An 18,869-nucleotide genomic window follows, 5' to 3' on the forward strand; every position below is an offset into this window, starting at 1 on the left:
TCCTGTTACGAGGACGATTCCCCGTCGGTGTCGGTCGCTGCCTCCACCGACGCTTCCGGAGCCGGCAACATTTCTTCCAGCGCGGCTCCGGCGATGCGCCGGAACGCTCGTCGCGGCCGCCCCTGGTCGAGTACGGCGACTTCGAGCGCCGATACTTCGAGAACCTTCTTCTCCGGCTCGCCGCCCGCAGGAGGCGGCGTCACCGGGCCTGCCGTGAGTGCGTCGACCGCAACGCGTACCGCGTCCGCCAGATCGAGGCCGGAACGGTACGTGTCCTTCAGCGCAGCCACGATCGGCTCGGTAGTCCCGCCCATGACGACGAAATCCTGCTCGTCGACGATGGATCCGTCGTAGGTGATGCGGTACAGCTGCGTCGAGATCGGCTCGTCCTGATGCGACACCTCCGCGACACAGATCTCGACCTCGTAGGGCTTGAGCTGCTCGGTGAAGATCGTGCCGAGTGCCTGGGCATACGTCTTGGCGAGCGAACGTCCGGTCACGTCACGCCGATCGTAGGTGTACCCTTTGATGTCGGCGTGCTGAATGCCGGCCTTGCGCAGGTTCTCGAACTCGTTGTACTTGCCCACGGCCGCGAAGCCGATCCGGTCATAGAGTTCGCTGACCTTGTGCAACGCCGTCGAGCGGTTCTCGGCCACGAACAGGACCCCGTCCGCATACGTCAGCACGATGACGCTGCGGCCTCGCCCGATTCCCTTGCGCGCCAATTCCGAACGATCACGCATGATCTGTTCGGCAGATGCGTAGTACGGCATCGTCATGGTGCGCTACCCCCTTCGCTCACTTGCTGGCCGGCCCGGGTGTGGTGCTCGGCACCACCGGTGTGCGCGGCACTCTCGGTTCGTTCGGCGAGAACGGACCGCGCCGCTGCCGAAATCCGGTCGTGCGCAACATCGTCCGCGCCGATGCTGGTGATCGCGACGGCCGTCGGGTAGATCCCTCGGGTGACGTCGGGTCCGCCGGTGGCCGAGTCGTCGTCGGCTGCGTCGTACAGCGACTCCACCGCCGCCCGAATCGCCTCGTCCTCCGACATCCCTGGGCGATAGAGCTTCTTGAGCGCGGATTTGGCGAACAGAGATCCCGACCCCACCGCGTGGTAGCCCGAACGCTCCTCGTAGCGTCCGCCGACCACGTCGTAGGACACGATGCGTCCGGCACGATCGGGGTCCGAGATGTCGATGTCGAATCCGACCAGCAACGGGACGGCGGCAAGTCCTTGCATCGCGGCACCGAGATTGCTCCGCACCATCGACGAGAGCTTGTTGGACTTACCGTTGAAGGTGAGCGGAACCCCTTCGATCTTCTCGTAGTGCTCGAGCTCGACGGCGAAGAGCCGAACGAGTTCGATCGCGATGCCTGCAGTCCCGGCGATGCCCGCGGCGGAGTACTCGTCGGTGACGTAGACCTTCTGCATATCGCGGTTGGCGATCAGATTGCCCTGGGTGGCACGGCGGTCCCCCGCGATCAGAACACCGCCCGCGTAGGTCAGGGCGACGATCGTCGTCCCGTGCGGAGCGATGCCGGACTTGTCGGTGGTGCCGTTGGCGGTGTGCGACGCCAGATCCGCCGCGATCCCGCTCTCGGGCAACAGATGGGGGGCGTGTCGACGAAGGTAGTCGGAGAACGACGAGCTGCTCGACCCGAGTGGGATCGTCATTCCGTCGCCGGCCGACCGTGGGTCCGAACGATCCACCGTCACTGGCCGCCCTTCTGAACGTAGGCGCGGACGAAGTCCTCGGCGTTCTCCTCCAGCACGTCGTCGATCTCGTCGAGAAGGTCGTCGGTCTCCTCGGCCAGCTTCTCGCGCCGTTCCTGACCACCGGCTCCGGTATCGCCTGGAACCTCATCGTCGTCGCCGCCGCCAGAGCGCCGTGTCTGCTCCTGAGCCATAGTCGCCGACCTCCTCCGTGTATCGAGAAAACAGATCTACTGCACTCTCACCGATCGATTCGAGGTGCACCGTCGTGGATGTGCAAGTGCAACCGAACGTTCCGCCGAAAGTGCACGGACCTTTACCCTACCGACAGACCGACTCCGCCGGTTGGCAAGACACCGCGAATAGTCGACCCTTGTCGCCTGGGGCGTCAGTTGGTGAGCTGATCGACGAGTTCTGCGGCGCTGTCGACCGACTCGAGCAGTGCACCGACATGCGATTTGGTACCTCGGAGCGGCTCGAGGGTCGGAATGCGAACGAGGGAGTCACCGCCGAGATCGAAGATGACCGAGTCCCAGCTCGCAGCAGCGATGTCGGCCCCGAACTTGCGTAGACACTCGCCACGGAAGTAGGCCCTCGTATCCTCCGGCGGCGTGCCGACGGCATCGAGTACCTGCTGCTCGGTGACCAATCGATCCATCGACCCTCGGGCAACCAGCCGGTTGTACAGGCCCTTGTCCAGGCGAACATCGGAGTACTGCAGGTCCACCAGATGCAGCCTCGGCGCCGACCAGCCGAGCCCCTCCCGCTGGCGGAAACCCTCGAGCAGCCGCAGTTTCGCGGGCCAGTCCAACAGATGCGCGCATTCCATCGGGTCGCGTTCGAGGAGGTCGAGGACCATCGCCCACTTGTCGAGCACGTCCAGTGCTCGCGCATCGTCACTGCCCTCGGCAGCGACGAACTTCGCAACGCGCTGGTGGTAGATCCGCTGCAGCGCAAGCCCGGTCAGTTCGCGGCCGTCCGCCAGAGCGACGGCCTTGCGCAGCGTCGGATCGTGGCTGATCTGATGAACAGCGGTCACCGGCCTGGCCAGCTGCAGATCCGACAGGTCGACCCCGGCCTCGATGATGTCGAGTACGAGCGCTGTGGTGCCCACCTTCAGATAGGTGGACATCTCGGCGAGATTGGCGTCGCCGATGATGCAATGCAGGCGGCGATACTTGTCGGCGTCCGCGTGCGGTTCGTCGCGCGTGTTGATGATGCCGCGTTTGAGGGTGGTCTCGAGCCCCACCTCCACCTCGATGTAATCCGCCCGCTGCGAGAGCTGGAAGCCGGCCTCGTCGCCCGACTGACCGATTCCGACGCGTCCCGAACCGGTGATGACCTGCCTGGAGGCGAAGAACGGCGACAGACCGGCGATGACCGCCGAGAACGGCGTCTCGCGCGACATCAAGTAGTTCTCGTGCGTGCCGTACGACGCACCCTTGCCGTCGACGTTGTTCTTGTACAGCTGCAGGCGCGGCGCCCCCGGGACGCTCGACGCGTGCCGTGCAGCCGCTTCCATCACGCGCTCGCCTGCTTTGTCCCAGATGACTGCGTCCAGGGGATCACGGACCTCCGGAGCCGAGTACTCGGGGTGAGCGTGGTCGACGTAGAGGCGGGCCCCGTTGGTGAGAATCATGTTGGCCGCACCGATTTCGTCGGCGTCGATGACCGGAGCCGGGCCGCTGAAGCGCCCGAGGTCGAAGCCGCGGGCGTCGCGTAGCGGAGATTCGACCTCGTAGTCCCAGCGCGTGCGCTTGGCCCGCGGCACCCCTGCTGCTGCCGCGTAGGCCAACACTGCCTGGGTCGACGTCAGGATCGGGTTTGCGGTGGGTTCGGTAGGCGACGAAATTCCGTACTCGACCTCGATACCGATGATGCGCTGCATCAGTCGAGCCTAGACGGAGTGCACAGACGAATCGGGGCGCGCCCTGTGCGGACGCGCCCCGAAACCGGTCTGTGCGGGATCTACAGGTACTGGCCGGTGTTGGCCTCGGTGTCGATTGCCCGGCTTGCGCTGGCGTTCTTGCCGGTGACCAGCGTGCGGATGTAGACGATCCGCTCGCCCTTCTTGCCGGAGATTCGAGCCCAGTCGTCCGGGTTCGTGGTGTTCGGCAGATCCTCGTTCTCCGCGAACTCGTCGACGATGGAGTCGAACAGGTGTTGAATGCGCAGACCGGCATTGCCGGTTTCGAGTACCGACTTGATGGCGTACTTCTTGGCGCGGTCGACGATGTTCTGGATCATGGCACCGGAGTTGAAGTCCTTGAAGTACAGAACTTCCTTGTCTCCGTTGGCATATGTCACCTCGAGGAAGCGGTTGTCGTCGCTCTCCGCGTACATGCGCTCGACGACGCGGTCGATCATCCCTCGGATGCAGGCAGCACGGTCGCCGCCGAACTCCGCCACATCGTCGGCATTGACCGGAAGCGAGTCGGTCAGGTACTTGGAGAAGATGTCCTGAGCCGATTCGGCGTCGGGTCGCTCGATCTTGATCTTCACGTCCAGGCGACCGGGCCGCAGGATCGCGGGATCGATCATGTCCTCACGGTTGGAGGCACCGATCACGATGACGTTCTCGAGGCCCTCCACGCCGTCGATCTCGGCGAGCAGCTGCGGCACGACCGTCGTCTCGACGTCGGACGAGACGCCCGAACCACGGGTGCGGAAGATCGAGTCCATCTCGTCGAAGAACACGATGACCGGGGTGCCCTCGGACGCCTTCTCCCGTGCGCGCTGGAAGATCATACGAATGTGACGCTCGGTCTCACCGACGAACTTGTTGAGCAGTTCGGGGCCCTTGATGTTGAGGAAGAACGACTTGGCTTCCTTGGCGTCCTGTCCGCGGGCCTCGGCGATCTTCTTGGCCAACGAATTGGCAACCGCCTTGGCGATCAACGTCTTTCCGCAGCCGGGAGGTCCGTAGAGCAGAACACCCTTCGGTGGCCGCAGGGAGTACTCGCGGAACAGATCCTTGTGCAGGAACGGAAGTTCGACGGCGTCACGGATCTGCTCGATCTGTCGACCGAGACCGCCGATGTCCTCGTATCCGACGTCCGGGACCTCTTCGAGGACGAGATCCTCCACCTCGGCCTTGGGGACTCGCTCGAAGGCGTAGCCGGCCTTGGTATCGACGAGCAGTGAGTCACCGGGTCGCAGTTTGCGCGACGGTTCGTCCGGATCGATGGGGCCCTCGTCGTTGACCATGTCGATCAACGGCTTGGCCAACCAGACGACGCGCTCCTCGTCGGCGTGACCGACGACGAGTGCTCGCGATCCATCGCCCAGAAGCTCGCGCAGAGTGCTGATCTCGCCGACCTGGTCGAAGGTGCAGGCCTCGACGATGGTCAACGCCTCGTTCAGGCGCACCGTCTGTCCCGGTGCCAACGAATCGGCCTCGATGTTGGGCGAGCACGTCAGGCGCATCTTGCGGCCGGAGGTGAACACATCGACGGTGCCGTCGTCGAAGACGCTCAGCAGAACGCCGTAGCCGCTCGGTGGCTGGCCGAGGCGGTCGACTTCCTCGCGGAGTGCGATGAGCTGCTGCCTGGCCTCCTTGAGGGTGTCCATCAACTTCGCATTGCGCAGCGACAGTGAGTCCACGCGACCTTCGAGTTCGCGTACCTGCTCGGGGGACTCCCCCAGTTGACGACGCAGTGAAGCAGCTTCGGCTCGCACGGCGTCCAGTTCGGCTCTGGCCGCGGCCACATCCGGATTGTCTGTTGAGCTCATGAGCGACTCCTCCCAGTGACGATCTTTCAACGCTACCGGCACCGGCCCGAAAGTGCGGACCGACACCACGAACGCTGTCCGCAACCGCCCGATTCGATGGCCCCGAAGACCCCTCCAGTTCATGTTAGCCTCACCTGACAAAGCGATCGACGGACGATGGATTCAGGGGCTGCACCAGTGAAGATGCGCATTTTTTCGGTAGGTCTCGCACTCGCGGCAGCGGCGGTGTCGGTAGGCGGGTGCAGCTCGGGCAACGAGTCCGATCACAATTCGACGTCGACCGCCGAGAGCAGCGACCCGGCAACCGATGCGCCTGCCGTCGCAGTACCGACATCCGGTGAACTCGAAGCATCTCTGCTGCAACTGGTTGCCCCCGACGTCGACGCGGCGACGAAGGCCGGCAGCGTGGAGAACGGGCAGGCGCGCTTGACGAACCTCGAAACGATGACGGGGGCCCTGGCGAACTACGGCGCGATCACCTTCGAGGTCGGCGAACCGACTGTCGAGGGCGAGACGTCCACCGCGGACGTCGCGATCGCCACTCCTCGGGGGACGGCAGCTCCGTCTCCGCAGACCTGGGTACTGATGGACGGCGACTGGAAGCTCTCCGATGCGAGCACCTGCCAGATTCTGGCCATGGGACAGGCTCCCTGCGCCTAGGCCGAGAGGTCAGGAACTTCCGGCGACGCCGCTGATCGTCAGCCCTTGCCGGATCGACGCTGCGGCTTGGGCGTCACGGTGCCCTCGGCGAGGCGTCGAACACTGACGAGGAACGCCGTGTGTCCTTGCATGCGATGCTCGGGCCGAACTGCCAGTCCGACGACGTGCCACCCGCGGACCATCGACTCCCACGAACGGGGTTCGGTCCAGCACTCCTGTGCGCGTAGGGCTTCGACGACCTTGGACAGCTGCGTCACGGTAGCGACGTAGACCAGCAGAACGCCGCCGGGAACGAGAGCCTTCGATACCGCGGGCAATGCATCCCAGGGCGCGAGCATGTCGAGTACGACCCGATCGACCTGCTCACCGGGACGATCGACACCGAACTGATCCACGTCGGCCACCGTCAGGTGCCAGTTGGACGGCCGCTCTCCGAAGAACGTCTCGACGTTCTTGATCGCGTAGTCGGCATGGTCCTGGCGGATCTCGTAGGAGATGACCGTTCCTGCGGTACCGACGGCACGCAGCAGCGAACACGTCAGAGCGCCCGATCCGGCACCGGCCTCCAGTACGCGCGCTCCGGGGAACATGTCGCCCTCGTGCACGATCTGCGCTGCGTCCTTGGGGTAGATGACCTGCGCGCCACGCGGCATCGACAGCACGTAGTCGGTCAGCAGCGGCCGAAGCGCGAGGTAGGGGGTCCCGTTGACGGACGTGACGACGCTGCCCTCGTCGGCACCGAGCAGTTTGTCGTGGGTGATTCCGCCCCGATGTGTGTGGAACTCCTTGCCCGCCTCGAGCACCACTGTGTAGTGACGGCCCTTCCCGTCGGTGAGCTGGACTCGATCACCCACGCGGAACGGTCCGCTCCGGGCGGGGCCGGTCGGTACCGGCTCGATCGGTACGTCGTCGTCGGTCGTCAGAGCGTCGTCGAGTTCGATCTCGTCGACGGACGCGGTGACCACTTCGTCCGCGCTCGGAACCGGGGCGTCGACGATCACGTCGACCTCGGGCCCGTCGGTCGACGCGGACGCGGAATCACCGGAGGACGGATCACCGGAAGACACAGCGGAACCTGCTTTCGTTGCTCTGCTGGGCAGCCGACCTGCTCGGTCCGGACACCCAGTACGACTCGACGTGCCAGACTACGGCCTTGACCGACGATGTCGGACCAACGGCATAGTCTCGCAGTCGTGAGTACTTCCGTCTCGACGCCCATCGACTTGCCGCTACTCGATCTCGGCGACAGTTCGCAGACGCCGCCGTCGATGTCCGGCTCCCGTAGTACACCGGCGTTGTCGCCCTCGCGCGCAGGTGATTTCAAGCAGTGCCCACTGCTCTACCGCTTTCGTGCCGTGGACCGAATTCCCGAGGTTTCCACCGAGGCACAGGTGAAAGGAACTGTGGTGCACGCCGCACTCGAGGCCCTGTACGCGTTGCCTGCCCAGGAACGAGTGCCGGCAACTGCGCGGGGCCTGGTCGATCCTGCGTGGGAGCGGGTGGTCGCAGAGTCACCCGACATCGAATCGTTGGTTCCGGTCGACGAACGACCGGCGTTTCTCGATCGGGCCCGTGCGCTCGTCGCCGGATACTACGAACTCGAGGACCCGACTCATTTCGACCCCGAGTCCTGCGAGCAGCGGGTGGAGATCGATCTGGACGACGGGACACCGCTGCGCGGCTTCATCGACCGGATCGACGTCGCACCCAATGGGATGATCCGCGTCGTCGACTACAAGACCGGCCGGGCACCACGTGAGTTCACCGAATCCAAGGCCCTGTTCCAGATGAAGTTCTATGCCCTGATGGTCATGCGCATGCGCGGAGTTGTTCCTGCGCAACTGAAGTTGATGTATCTGGCGGACAAGCAGGAGCTGACCTACGCCCCCGACGAAGGAGAGTTGCGCAGGTTCGAGCGCATGCTCTCGGCCATCTGGAAAGCGATTCTGGCTGCAGGCGAGACCGGCGATTTCCGCGCCAAGCGGGGTGCGCTGTGCAAGTGGTGCGATCATCAGGCGCTGTGTCCGGAGTTCGGCGGCACTCCCCCGCCGTATCCGGGTTGGCCCCGGGCCGCTGCCGAACAGACGGGAGCCGAGCTGTGACCGTTCCGAACGCCTTCTTCGTACCGGCCGGTGTCGGTAACGAGGGCTACGAAAGAGTCACCGCTACCGAGCACACCGTCAGCCTGTGGGCACCGACGATGCAGCACGGAGCTCCGCCGTCGGCCCTGCTGGTCCGTGCTCTCGAGCGAGTCGACGCCAGGGAGGACACCCGCATCAGCCGCGTGGCGGTCGATATTCTCGGCCCGGTTCCGGTCGGAGACATCGAGATTCGGTCCTGGACCGAGCGCCCCGGTGCCAACATCGAACTGGTCGTCGCAGAGCTCTGGGCGGAAGGAACGTCGGGAACGGCGAGGGCGGTGGCCCGCGGCAGCGCATGGCGTATGCGCACCACGCCGACCGACGACGTCGTACACACCGGCGAACAGACGATGCGACCGGTGAGCGAGGGTATCGACAACACGTTCGGCGAACTCTGGGCATCCGGCTATCTCGATGCGGTCGCCTTCAAGTTTCTCACGGAGTTGGGCGTGCCGGGGCCCGGCCAGGTATGGGCCAGGCCCACACCCGTTCTGGTGCAGGGGGAATCGATGACTCCGCTGGAGCGACTGTTCTCGGTTGCCGATATCGCGAACGGAGTCGGTGCCAAGCTTCCGATCGACGAATGGACGTTCCTGAACACCGACCTGACGGTGCACGTGTTCCGCGTGCCGCAGGGCGACTGGATCGGGGTCTCCGCCGAGACCTCCACCGGGCCGGACGGTATCGCCATGTGTGCGGGCACACTCAGCGACGAACTGGGACCGGTCGGGCGGATCGCTCAGACGGTGTTGGTTCGCCGTCGCTGACGAGCCAGGGTGTCGTCGGAGGTGTCGAATGTCCTACGTCGCCCAGTAGCCGTCTCGGATCTAGAACGCCCGGCAGGACCTGATGTCGGAGGCGAGGATCGCCTTGGCACCCAGCTCGGCGAGCTGATCCATGACGTTGTTGTGCACCTTACGAGAAACCATGGCGCGCACGGCAACCCAATTGTCGTCGACCATCGGGGCGAGGGTCGGCGATTCGATTCCGGGGGTGATCTTCACGGCATCGTCGAGGATCGATTTGGGGCAGTCGTAGTCGAGCATCAGGTACTGCTGCGCGAAAACCACGCCCTGCACGCGGGCGATGAGTTGCTTGCGTGCCGAGTCGGTGCCGGGAGTTCCTGCTCGCTCGATCAACACACCCTCCGAATCGCAGAGCGATTCGCCGAAGGCCACCAGGTTGTTCTGACGCAGCGAGCGTCCCGACTCGACGACGTCCGCGATCGCGTCGGCGACCCCGAGCTGGATGGAAATCTCGACCGCACCGTCGAGGCGAATGACTGTTGCCTCCAGCCCTCTGGCGGCCAGATCCTTACGCACCAGGTTGGGGTAGGACGTCGCGATGCGGAGTCCGTCCAGGTCCTCGGGTGCCCATTCCTTGCCCGCTGGTGCGGCGTAGCGGAAGGTGGACCGGCCGAATCCGAGGGCCAGCCGTTCCTCGACCGCGGCACCCGAATCGAGAGCCAGGTCGCGTCCGGTGATGCCCAGATCCAACTGGCCGGATCCGACGTAGATCGCGATGTCCTTGGGGCGCAGGAAGAAGAACTCGACGCCGTTGGCCGGATCGAGGACCGTCAGGTCCTTCGAGTCGCTTCGGCGTCGATAGCCGGCTTCGCTGAGAATCTCGGCGGCGGACTCGGACAGAGCGCCCTTGTTGGGTACGGCTACGCGCAGCATGGAGTTTTCCTTCATCGGTGAGTTCGTAGGACGGGTGCAGGCCTTGCCTCACAGATGTTTGTAGACGTCCTCGAGCTCGATGCCTCTGCCCACCATCATCACCTGGACCCAGTACAGCAGCTGCGAGATCTCTTCGGCGAGAGCCTCGTCGCTTTCGTGCTCGGCGGCGATCCACACTTCACCGGCTTCTTCGAGGACCTTCTTGCCCTGGAAATGAACTCCCGCGTCCAACGCTGCGACGGTGCCCGAACCCTCTGGTCGGGTCTTCGAGCGGTCGGTGAGCTCGGCGAACAGCGAATCGAAAGTCTTCACGGCTGATTATTCTTTCACGTCGTCGCTCAGGGGTACCAATTCGGTCGAAGTCGGGATGGATCAGCCCGCCCAGGCTCGCCGAACGTCGTCGGCGGTCAGGCCGAGCAGACCGTCGCGAATGGTGTATCCGGGAGCGTCGGCCACCGCGATCTCGGACGGAACCACCAGCACAGGACACCCCGCGGTGTGGGCAGACAACGAGCCGGTGGGCGAATCCTCGACGGCAAGGCAGGACGCAGCACCCAGACCGAGCAGAGCAGCACCGCGCAGGTACGGTGCCGGGTGCGGTTTGCCTGCCTCGACCTCGTCGCCGGTGACCGTGACGTCGAAGTACTCGCGCCCCAGGGTGTCGAGCGCTCGCTCGACCAGGCCCCGCTCGGTGTTGGTGACCAGCCCCGTGGACAGACCCATCTCGCGCACGAGCGCAAGGGCATCCTTGGCGCCGGGTCGCCACGGAATCCCCTCCGCGAACAGATCTCCGACGCGGGCGGTCAGCCATTCGCGACCCCGAGCCAGGTTCTCGTCGGTGGCCTCGATCGAGGCATTGGCCAGCACCTTGCGCAACGCGTCGCGCATCGAGTTGCCGAGAGTGGTCTCGCGGACCTCCGTACTCAACTCGGTACCCAGATCTCGGGAGTACTCACCGATGGCCACGTCCCAGATCTTCTCCGAGTCGAGCAGGGTGCCGTCCATGTCCCACAGGACGCCGTGCAGGTGGGTTCTAGACATTGAAGTACTTGGCCTCCGGGTGATGAAGGACGAACGCATCGGTCGACTGTTCGGGGTGTAGCTGCAGTTCCTCGGAGAGCTTGACGCCGATTCGCTCGGGTTCGAGAAGCGCGGCGAGCTTGATGCGATCCTCGAGATCGGGGCAGGCACCGTAGCCGAACGAGTAACGCGCGCCGCGGTATTCGAGCTTGAAGAAGCCCTCGGCCTCGGTGGGGTCCTCCGAAGCAACGGAATTGCCGTCGGACAGCTTCAGCTCCTCGCGCACCCGGCGATGCCAGTACTCGGCCAAGGCCTCGGTGAGCTGAACGCCGATGCCATGGACCTCGAGGTAGTCGCGGTACGCGTCGGCCGCGAACAGTTCGTTGGCGAAGTCTGCGATGGGCTGGCCCATCGTGACCAGGTTCATCGGCAGTACGTCGACCTGACCGGATTCCCGTGCGGCGGTGCGCGAGCGCACGAAGTCCGCAACACAGAGGAATCGATCACGGTGCTGCCGCGGGAACGTGAATCGGAACCGTTCGGGCGCATCGGGTTCCGGTTCGGTGAGCACCACGACGTCGTCGCCCTCGGACACTGCCGGGAAGTACCCGTACACCAGTGCCGCGTGCGCCAGAATGCCGTCGGTGCTCAGCCGATCCAGCCAATAACGCAGGCGCGGTTTGCCTTCCGACTCCACCAGATCCTCGTACGTGGCACCCTCGCCCTTGCGTGCACCGCGCAGACCCCACTGACCCAGGAACAGAGCCCGCTCGTCGAGCAGCTCCGAGTACTCCGACAGTGACACGCCCTTGACGATGCGCGTGCCCCAGAACGGTGGCACCGGGATGTCGATGTCGGCAGCGACATCGGATCGCTCGGGCACGACCACCGGAGCCTCGGCCGCCTTGCGCTTCTCGGCGATGCGCTTGGACCGCTCGTGCCGTTCCTTGCGCTCGGCCGTCTTCGCCTTCGCGGCGAGCGCCTCGGGGCTGTCCGGAGCCGGACCGCCGCCGCGTTTGGTGGTCATGATGGTGTCCATCAACCGAAGGCCCTCGAAAGCGTCACGCGCATAGTGCACGTCACCCTCGTAGACGTCCTGCAGATCGTTCTCGACATACGACCGCGTCAGCGCCGCTCCGCCCAGCAGCACCGGGAATTGCTCGGCGACGCCCTTGGAGTTGAGCTCGATCAGATTGTCCTTCATGACCACGGTGGACTTCACCAGCAGTCCCGACATGCCGATCACATCGGCGCGCTTGTCGATCGCCGCTTCCAGAATCGTCGAAATCGGTTGCTTGATACCGAGATTGACGACCTCGTAGCCGTTGTTGCTCAGGATGATGTCGACGAGGTTCTTGCCGATGTCGTGGACGTCGCCCTTCACGGTGCCGAGCACGATGCGGCCCTTGCCGTCGTCGTCGGTCGCTTCCATGTGCGGCTCGAGGTACGCCACAGCCGCTTTCATCACCTCGGCGGAGGCGAGCACGAACGGCAGCTGCATCTGACCGGAGCCGAACAGCTCGCCCACGGTCTTCATCCCCGAGAGCAGAGTTTCGTTGATGATCTCCAGCGGTGGCTTCTCGGTCATCGCAGTGTCGAGATCGGCGTCGAGTCCGTTGCGTTCACCGTCGACGATGCGGCGTTCGAGTCGCTCGAACAGTGGCAGGCGGCCGAGTTCCTCGGCGCGGGATTCGCGCGCCGACGCCGCGGAGACTCCCTCGAAGAGCTGCATGAGCTTCTGCAGCGGGTCGTAGCCCTCGCTGCGGCGGTCGTACACCAGATCGAGGGCAGTCTCGCGCTGCTCGTCCGGAATCTTGTTCATCGGCAGGATCTTCGACGCATGCACGATGGCGGTGTCGAGACCGGCCTGTGTGCACTCGTGCAGGAACACCGAGTTCAGTACTTGGCGTGCGGCGGGATTGAGGCCGAACGAGATGTTCGACAGTCCGAGGGTGGTGTGCACCTTCGGGTACTTCTCCTTGAGCTGACGGATCGCCTCGATGGTCTCGATACCGTCGCGGCGCACCTCTTCCTGGCCCGTCGAGATCGGGAACGTGAGGGTGTCGACGATGATGTCTTCGTGGCGCAGGCCCCAGTTCTCGGTGATGTCGGTGATCAACCGATCGGCGACTCGTACCTTCCACTCGGCCGTACGTGCCTGTCCCTCTTCGTCGATGGTCAGAGCGACGACAGCGGCGCCGTGCTCCTTGACCAGTCGCATGATCTTCTGGAACCGAGAATCGGGCCCGTCGCCGTCCTCGTAGTTGACCGAGTTCACCGCGCTGCGCCCACCGAGGTGCTCCAAACCGGCTTCGAGAACAGCAGGTTCGGTGGAGTCGAGCATGATCGGCAGGGTCGACGCCGTCGCCAGGCGGCTGGCCAACGCGGCCATGTCGGCGGCACCGTCGCGGCCTACGTAATCGACGTTGAGGTCGAGCATGTGGGCACCGTCGCGCGTCTGATCCTTGGCGATGTCGAGGCACTTCTCGTAGTCCTCGGCGAGCATCGCGTCGCGGAATGCCTTGGATCCGTTGGAGTTGGTTCGCTCGCCGATCATCAGGATGCTGGCATCCTGCTCGAACGGAACGGCGGTGTAGAGCGAGGAGACACCCGGCTCGGGGGCAGGCCGACGTTCGAGTTTCGTGGCCCCGTGGACCATGTCGGCAACCTGGCGGATGTGGTCGGGTGTGGTGCCGCAGCAGCCGCCGACGAGCGCCAAACCGTACTCGTTGACGAAGCCGCTCAGGGCCTCGGCAAGTTCGGGGGCGGTCAGGGGGTACTCGGCACCCTTGGCACCGAGGGTGGGCAGTCCGGCATTCGGCATCACCGAGACCGGGAGACGCGAATGCTTCGACAGATGGCGCAGGTGCTCGCTCATCTCGGCCGGGCCGGTCGCGCAGTTGAGCCCGATCATGTCGATACCGAGGGGTTCGAGGGCCGTCAGCGCGGCACCGATCTCGCTGCCGACAAGCATCGCGCCCGTCGTCTCGACGGTGACGTGGGTGATGATCGGGATGCGGACACCGAGCTTGTCCATCGCGTGCTGGCTACCGATGATGGCTGCCTTGACCTGGAGCAGATCCTGGCAGGTCTCGACCAGGATGGCGTCGGCACCGCCGTCGATCATGCCGAGGGCGGCCTCGGTGTATGCGTCGCGCAGCCGGGCGAACGGGGCGTGTCCGAGAGTGGGGAGCTTGGTGCCCGGGCCCATCGAGCCCAGCACGTAGCGGCCCATTCCATCGCGGCCGGGGCCCATCTCGTCGGCGGTCTCACGCGCGAGCCGGGTGCCCTTCTCCGCAAGTTCACGGATGCGGTCCTCGATGTCGTAATCGGCGAGGTTGGGCAGATTGCAACCGAAGGTGTTGGTCTCGACGGCGTCGGCACCGGCCGCGAAGTACTCGCGGTGGATCTCCCGCAGGACATCCGGCCTGGTGTCGTTGAGGATTTCGTTGCAACCTTCGAGACCGATGAAGTCGTCGAGTGTCAGCTCTGCGTCCTGGAGCATCGTGCCCATCGCGCCGTCGCCGATGACAACGCGACGTGAAATCGCATCGAGCAGACTGGGCTTGTGTTCAGCGGGCATCACTACAGAGTAGTGGGCACCGAAGTTACGTCGGGTCGTAGGCTGTCGTGGTGAGTCCCCGAAACCTCGATGGCCAGTCCCCGATCGACGACGGTACCGAAAATACGGACATTTCAGGTTCTGGATCGGATGTGCCTCTCGATGCTGCATTGATCGAGGCAGTCCACGACGCTGTGGCCAACGCCACAGACCTCGACGATCTCGACGACGACATTCCCGAGTTGCGGTCCCCCATTCTGGTCGCGGCCTTCGAAGGCTGGAACGACGCAGGCGATGCGGCCAGCGGCGCGGTCGAACATCTCGAGCTGATCTGGGACGCCAGCCCACTGGCCGAATTGGACTCCGAGGACTACTACGACTACCAGGTCAACCGTCCTACTGTCCGTCAGGTGGACGGTGTCACTCGCGAGATCGAGTGGCCGTCGACTCGACTGTCGGTGTGTTCACCTCCCGGCAGCTCGCGCGACGTTGTGCTGCTGCGCGGCATCGAACCGAACATGCGCTGGCGCAGTTTCTGTGACGATCTGCTCGAATTCGTCGAACAGCTCGGCGTCGAGACCGTGGTGATCCTGGGAGCACTGTTGGCCGACACTCCGCACACCAGGCCCGTTCCGGTGACCGGCACCGCCTACAGCACCGAGTCGGCCGAACAGTTCAATCTCGAACAGACCCGCTACGAGGGGCCGACCGGAATCACCGGAGTGCTGCAGGACGAGTGTGTCAAGGCCGGGGTGCCCGCGGTCTCCTTCTGGGCTGCTGTCCCCCACTACGTCTCGCAGCCGCCCAACCCCAAGGCCACCGTGGCTCTGCTGCAGCGGGTCGAGGACGTGCTCGACATCGAGGTACCGCTCGGCGAACTGCCCGCCCAGGCCGAGGAATGGGAAGAGGCGGTGACCGAGATGACGAAGGAAGACGAGGAGATCAGTGAGTACGTCCGCAGCCTCGAGGAGCGCGGCGACGCCGAGGTGGACATGTCCGATGCGATCGCCAAGATCGACGGCGACGCCATCGCGGCCGAGTTCGAGAAGTACCTGAGGCGCCGCGGTCCGGGCAACTTCGGGCTCTGACCGACCGCACACGAGGGACCGGCAGCCGGTGAGGTCTTTCTGATCCCGACGTAACGTCACCGCAGCGGTGGCGTCACCCCGACCCCGCAACCTCGTGGGTATGGCCAGCACACCGCGATTCCTGCACGGCATCTTCTCCTTCACCGGTAACGGTCTGGACAAGCCCGAGCTGATCGATCCCAGCCTGAGCTTCGTCGTCCCCGAGGGTGCGACGGCTCAACCCCTGTACTTTCGCGGCGGAAACTCGAGCGACGAGCTGGTGGTCGTGACCCTGCTGCGCGACGGCAGCCCGATGCGCATGTTCCCGATGGGTGCCAAGAGCGGAGTGAACATCCCGCTGCGGGTGGTCGAGGACGTGGATCCGGACACGGTGCTCGAACTGGTGATCGCCGCCCCTGCCGGTACCAGCGGAGAGGTCGTCGTCGATTTCGGTCTGGTGCTGATCTGATGACCCCGAGCAAGCAGCGACTGCTGGTGGTCGGCAACGGGATGGCCGGTGCCAGGGCAGTCGAGCAGATCCTCGAGCGCGACGGCAGTTCGCTGTTCGAGATCACCATGATCGGCGACGAGCCGTACGGCAACTACAACCGAATCATGCTCTCGCACGTGTTGTCCGGCGAGGCCACCGTCGACGACGAGGATCTGATCCTCAATCCGATGAGCTGGTACAGCGAGAACGCAGTCACGCTGCACGCCGGGGACCGCGCGATCTCACTCGACCGGTTCTCCAAGACCGTCGTCTGCGAGAGCGGTCGGTCCGTCGACTACGACGTACTGATCATCGCCACCGGCAGCAACACGTTCTTCCCGAACATGGACGGTCTGCGCGAGTCCGACGGCAGGCTGGCACGCGGTGTGTTCGGCTTCCGCACCATCGCCGACACCAATGGGATGCTGCAGATGGCGCAATCGCGTGACGACGTCTCGGCCGTCGTCATCGGTGGCGGTCTCCTCGGACTCGAAGCCGCGTACGGCTTGCGCACGCAGGGCCTGGAGGTGAATGTGGTGCACTCCCCCGGTCATCTGATGAATCAGCAGCTCGACGAGCGCGGCGGACGCGTGCTGCGCAAGAAGATCGAGTCACTCGGCGTCGGCGTGCACACCTCCAAGCGGACCACCTCGGTGTTGCGCTCCGAGGACGGCGTCGTCACGGGCGTGGGGTTCAACGACGGCACCTCGCTCGCCGCAGACATGGTCGTGGTGACCGCGGGCATTCGTCCCAGTGTGGACTTCGCCCGCGCGGGCGGGCTGGTGATCGAACGCGGAATCGTCGTCGACGACCAATTGCGTTGCGAGGACGAGGGTTCGATCTATGCCGTCGGTGAATGCTGCCAGCATCGCGGCGAGGTCTACGGCCTGGTCGCGCCGCTGTGGGAGCAGGCCGTCGTGTTGGCCGACGTGCTCACCGGAGCCGATCCCACTGCGGCGTACCACGGTTCGCGCCTGACCACCAAGCTCAAGGTGGCCGGTGTGGACGTCGCCTCGATGGGAATCACCGCCCCCGAACGCGACGACGACGAGTTCGTCCAGTTCTACGAACCACGCAGTGGCACGTACAAGTCGGTGATCGTGCGGGGCAACAAGCTTGTCGGTGCCACCCTGTTGGGCGACATCTCCAAGGCCAATTTCCTGACTCAGGCATTCGACGAGAAAGTGCCGTTGCCCGAGGAGCGCATCAGCATGCTCTTCGACATGGGAACTCCCTCTGCGGCAACGGGAGCCGCCGAGCTGGCCGACGACGTTCAGGTGTGCAACTGCAACGGCGTCACCAAGGGCGCCATCGTGGCCTGCGTGCACGCGGGCGCGAAGAACCTCGGCGACGTGACCGCGAAGACCCGCGCGGGCAAGGGGTGCGGCTCGTGCAAGGGGTTGGTGAAAGACATCATCGCGTGCGCAGCGGGCGGTGCCGTCGAAGCAGACCCCACCGCCGACTGGTACGTCCCCTGCATCCCCATGACCAAGCCGGAATTGATCGACGCCATTCGAGCGCAGGATCTTCGGGCCGTGTCTGCGGTGTTCGCGGCGCTGGCGACCGCCGGAGCCGAGGATGCCGCCGCCAAGATGCCGTTGGCGTCGTTGCTGCGCACGGTGTGGGGCCCGGACTGGGTGGACGAGCGCGGCGCGCTGTTCATCAACGACCGGGTCCACGCCAACATCCAGCGCGACGGCACGTTCTCGGTGGTGCCGCAGATGAAGGGTGGCGTCACCACCCCGGATCAATTGCGCAAGATTGCCGACGTCGCAGACAAGTACCACGTTCCGCTGGTCAAGGTCACCGGCGGGCAGCGTATCGACCTTCTCGGCATCAAGAAAGAGGACCTGCCGAAGGTGTGGGGCGATCTGGACATGCCCTCGGGCTTCGCCTACGGCAAGAGCATGCGCACGGTGAAGACCTGCGTCGGCAGCGACTTCTGTCGCTTCGGCCTCGGCGACTCGACGGCTCTGGGTATCGCCCTCGAAGAGCGGTTCCAGGGCCTGGAGACTCCGGCGAAGTTGAAGCTCGCGGTCGCGGGTTGCCCGCGCAACTGTTCGGAGGCACTGTGCAAGGACTTCGGCGTCGTCTCGGTGGGCGAGAACAAATGGGAGATCTACGTCGGCGGCGCGGCAGGCGCACACATCCGCAAGGGCGATCTACTGGCCACCGTGACCGGGGCCGAGGAGGTTCTGACCGTGGCAGGCAGGTTCATTCAGCACTACCGCGAGAACGCTCAGTGGCTCGAGCGAACGTACGCCTGGGTTCCGCGTGTCGGCCTGGAGGAACTGCAGAGCGTGCTGATCGATGACCGCGACGGCATCGTCGCCGGACTCGACGAGCGAGTGCAGGCATCGGTGGACGGGTACATCGACCCCTGGCAGGACCGCGCGGCGCCCAAGTCGCCCGCCCAGTTCACCCCGTCGCTGCCCCTGCTTCCGCTGCCGCAGGTGCCGGTCCGATGAGCGTGCCGGTGGGGGCCGTGGAGGACCTGACACCCGGCGAGGGACGGGCCTACGTCGTGGACGGCAAGCAGGTTGCGGTGTTCCTGCTCGGCGACGGCTCGGTGCGGGCGATGGACGCCGTGTGCCCGCACAAGGGCGGGCCCCTGGCCGACGGTCAGATCGACGGATCCATCGTCGTGTGTCCGCTGCACCAGTACACCTTCTCGCTCGACGACGGCACCTGCCCCAGCGGCATCGACTCGGTGCGCACCTACCCCGCCGCAGTGGTGGACGGAAAAGTGACCGTGGACCTGTAACCGGCACGGTTGAACGACTGAGGCACCTACCCCCTACCCT

The 18,869-nt window shown here is 65.0% G+C and carries 17 protein-coding genes; 7 read left to right on the forward strand and 10 right to left on the reverse strand.

Annotated features, from left to right (window positions below):
- Positions 1 to 5: 5 nt before the first annotated feature.
- The 5 genes from prcA to arc form a co-directional block, all read right to left on the reverse strand.
- Positions 6 to 779 carry a proteasome subunit alpha gene (prcA, locus tag MTX35_RS00155; protein ID WP_243593044.1) on the reverse strand — a complete coding sequence of 258 codons (774 nt, stop codon included), beginning with the start codon at positions 777 to 779 and terminating at the stop codon, positions 6 to 8.
- A complete protein-coding gene (gene prcB / locus MTX35_RS00160; protein ID WP_374230204.1) occupies positions 776 to 1,717 on the reverse strand; it encodes a proteasome subunit beta in 942 nt (313 codons plus the stop codon). The genes prcA and prcB overlap by 4 nt, the downstream gene beginning before the upstream one ends.
- The gene (locus MTX35_RS00165; protein ID WP_008716348.1) at positions 1,714 to 1,908 is read right to left on the reverse strand and encodes a ubiquitin-like protein Pup; all 195 of its coding nucleotides are present in this window, start codon (positions 1,906 to 1,908) and stop codon (positions 1,714 to 1,716) included. Before MTX35_RS00165 ends, prcB begins: the two co-directional genes overlap by 4 nt.
- A 194-nt stretch (positions 1,909 to 2,102) precedes the next feature.
- A complete protein-coding gene (gene dop, locus MTX35_RS00170) occupies positions 2,103 to 3,602 on the reverse strand; it encodes a depupylase/deamidase Dop (RefSeq protein ID WP_032398070.1) in 1,500 nt (499 codons plus the stop codon).
- Between the two features lie 80 nt (positions 3,603 to 3,682).
- Positions 3,683 to 5,446 (reverse strand): proteasome ATPase, encoded by a 1,764-nt coding sequence (arc, locus tag MTX35_RS00175; protein WP_243593046.1) that lies wholly within the window; start codon positions 5,444 to 5,446, stop codon positions 3,683 to 3,685.
- A gap of 183 nt (positions 5,447 to 5,629) precedes the next feature.
- Here arc and MTX35_RS00180 point away from each other — a divergent pair, with 183 nt between their 5' ends.
- The gene (locus tag MTX35_RS00180) at positions 5,630 to 6,106 is read left to right on the forward strand and encodes a hypothetical protein (RefSeq protein ID WP_243593579.1); all 477 of its coding nucleotides are present in this window, start codon (positions 5,630 to 5,632) and stop codon (positions 6,104 to 6,106) included.
- A gap of 38 nt (positions 6,107 to 6,144) precedes the next feature.
- On the opposite strand, the gene MTX35_RS00185 is transcribed toward MTX35_RS00180, so the two are convergent.
- The gene (locus MTX35_RS00185) at positions 6,145 to 7,005 is read right to left on the reverse strand and encodes a tRNA (adenine-N1)-methyltransferase (protein ID WP_243593580.1); all 861 of its coding nucleotides are present in this window, start codon (positions 7,003 to 7,005) and stop codon (positions 6,145 to 6,147) included.
- Positions 7,006 to 7,374: 369 nt separating this feature from the next.
- Between MTX35_RS00185 and MTX35_RS00190 the strand changes: the two genes are divergently transcribed.
- Both MTX35_RS00190 and MTX35_RS00195 read left to right on the forward strand, forming a co-directional pair.
- A complete protein-coding gene (locus MTX35_RS00190; RefSeq protein WP_243593581.1) occupies positions 7,375 to 8,208 on the forward strand; it encodes a RecB family exonuclease in 834 nt (277 codons plus the stop codon).
- Entirely contained in the window at positions 8,205 to 9,014 is an 810-nt protein-coding gene (locus MTX35_RS00195) for a thioesterase family protein (protein ID WP_243593047.1), read from the forward strand. The genes MTX35_RS00190 and MTX35_RS00195 overlap by 4 nt, the downstream gene beginning before the upstream one ends.
- 60 nt (positions 9,015 to 9,074) lie before the next feature.
- Here MTX35_RS00195 and hisG read toward each other — a convergent pair whose 3' ends face one another.
- Genes hisG through metH form a run of 4 tightly spaced genes read right to left on the reverse strand, consistent with a single transcriptional unit; the run spans position 9,075 to position 14,529 of the window.
- Positions 9,075 to 9,926 carry an ATP phosphoribosyltransferase gene (gene hisG / locus MTX35_RS00200; RefSeq protein WP_243593582.1) on the reverse strand — a complete coding sequence of 284 codons (852 nt, stop codon included), beginning with the start codon at positions 9,924 to 9,926 and terminating at the stop codon, positions 9,075 to 9,077.
- A 48-nt stretch (positions 9,927 to 9,974) separates the two neighbouring features.
- Positions 9,975 to 10,238, reverse strand: a complete 264-nt coding sequence (locus MTX35_RS00205) for a phosphoribosyl-ATP diphosphatase (protein ID WP_243593048.1) — start codon at positions 10,236 to 10,238, stop codon at positions 9,975 to 9,977.
- A gap of 60 nt (positions 10,239 to 10,298) precedes the next feature.
- Positions 10,299 to 10,967, reverse strand: a complete 669-nt coding sequence (locus MTX35_RS00210) for an HAD family phosphatase (protein WP_243593049.1) — start codon at positions 10,965 to 10,967, stop codon at positions 10,299 to 10,301.
- On the reverse strand, positions 10,960 to 14,529 hold the full coding sequence (metH, locus tag MTX35_RS00215) for a methionine synthase (protein WP_243593050.1): 3,570 nt from the start codon (positions 14,527 to 14,529) through the stop codon (positions 10,960 to 10,962). The genes MTX35_RS00210 and metH overlap by 8 nt, the downstream gene beginning before the upstream one ends.
- A gap of 173 nt (positions 14,530 to 14,702) precedes the next feature.
- Between metH and MTX35_RS00220 the strand changes: the two genes are divergently transcribed.
- The 4 genes from MTX35_RS00220 (at position 14,703) to MTX35_RS00235 (ending at position 18,829) form a co-directional block, all read left to right on the forward strand.
- The gene (locus MTX35_RS00220) at positions 14,703 to 15,596 is read left to right on the forward strand and encodes a PAC2 family protein (protein WP_243593583.1); all 894 of its coding nucleotides are present in this window, start codon (positions 14,703 to 14,705) and stop codon (positions 15,594 to 15,596) included.
- A 100-nt stretch (positions 15,597 to 15,696) separates the two neighbouring features.
- Positions 15,697 to 16,044, forward strand: coding sequence for a molybdopterin oxidoreductase (locus MTX35_RS00225; protein ID WP_094629987.1), 348 nt, complete (start codon positions 15,697 to 15,699; stop codon positions 16,042 to 16,044).
- Positions 16,044 to 18,533, forward strand: a complete 2,490-nt coding sequence (gene nirB / locus MTX35_RS00230; RefSeq protein WP_243593051.1) for a nitrite reductase large subunit NirB — start codon at positions 16,044 to 16,046, stop codon at positions 18,531 to 18,533. Before MTX35_RS00225 ends, nirB begins: the two co-directional genes overlap by 1 nt.
- On the forward strand, positions 18,530 to 18,829 hold the full coding sequence (locus tag MTX35_RS00235; protein ID WP_243593052.1) for a Rieske 2Fe-2S domain-containing protein: 300 nt from the start codon (positions 18,530 to 18,532) through the stop codon (positions 18,827 to 18,829). Before nirB ends, MTX35_RS00235 begins: the two co-directional genes overlap by 4 nt.
- The last annotated feature ends 40 nt before the right edge of the window (positions 18,830 to 18,869 follow it).

The sequence above is a fragment of the Rhodococcus sp. ARC_M12 genome, assembly GCF_022810385.1.
Lineage (GTDB): Bacteria > Actinomycetota > Actinomycetes > Mycobacteriales > Mycobacteriaceae > Rhodococcoides > Rhodococcoides navarretei.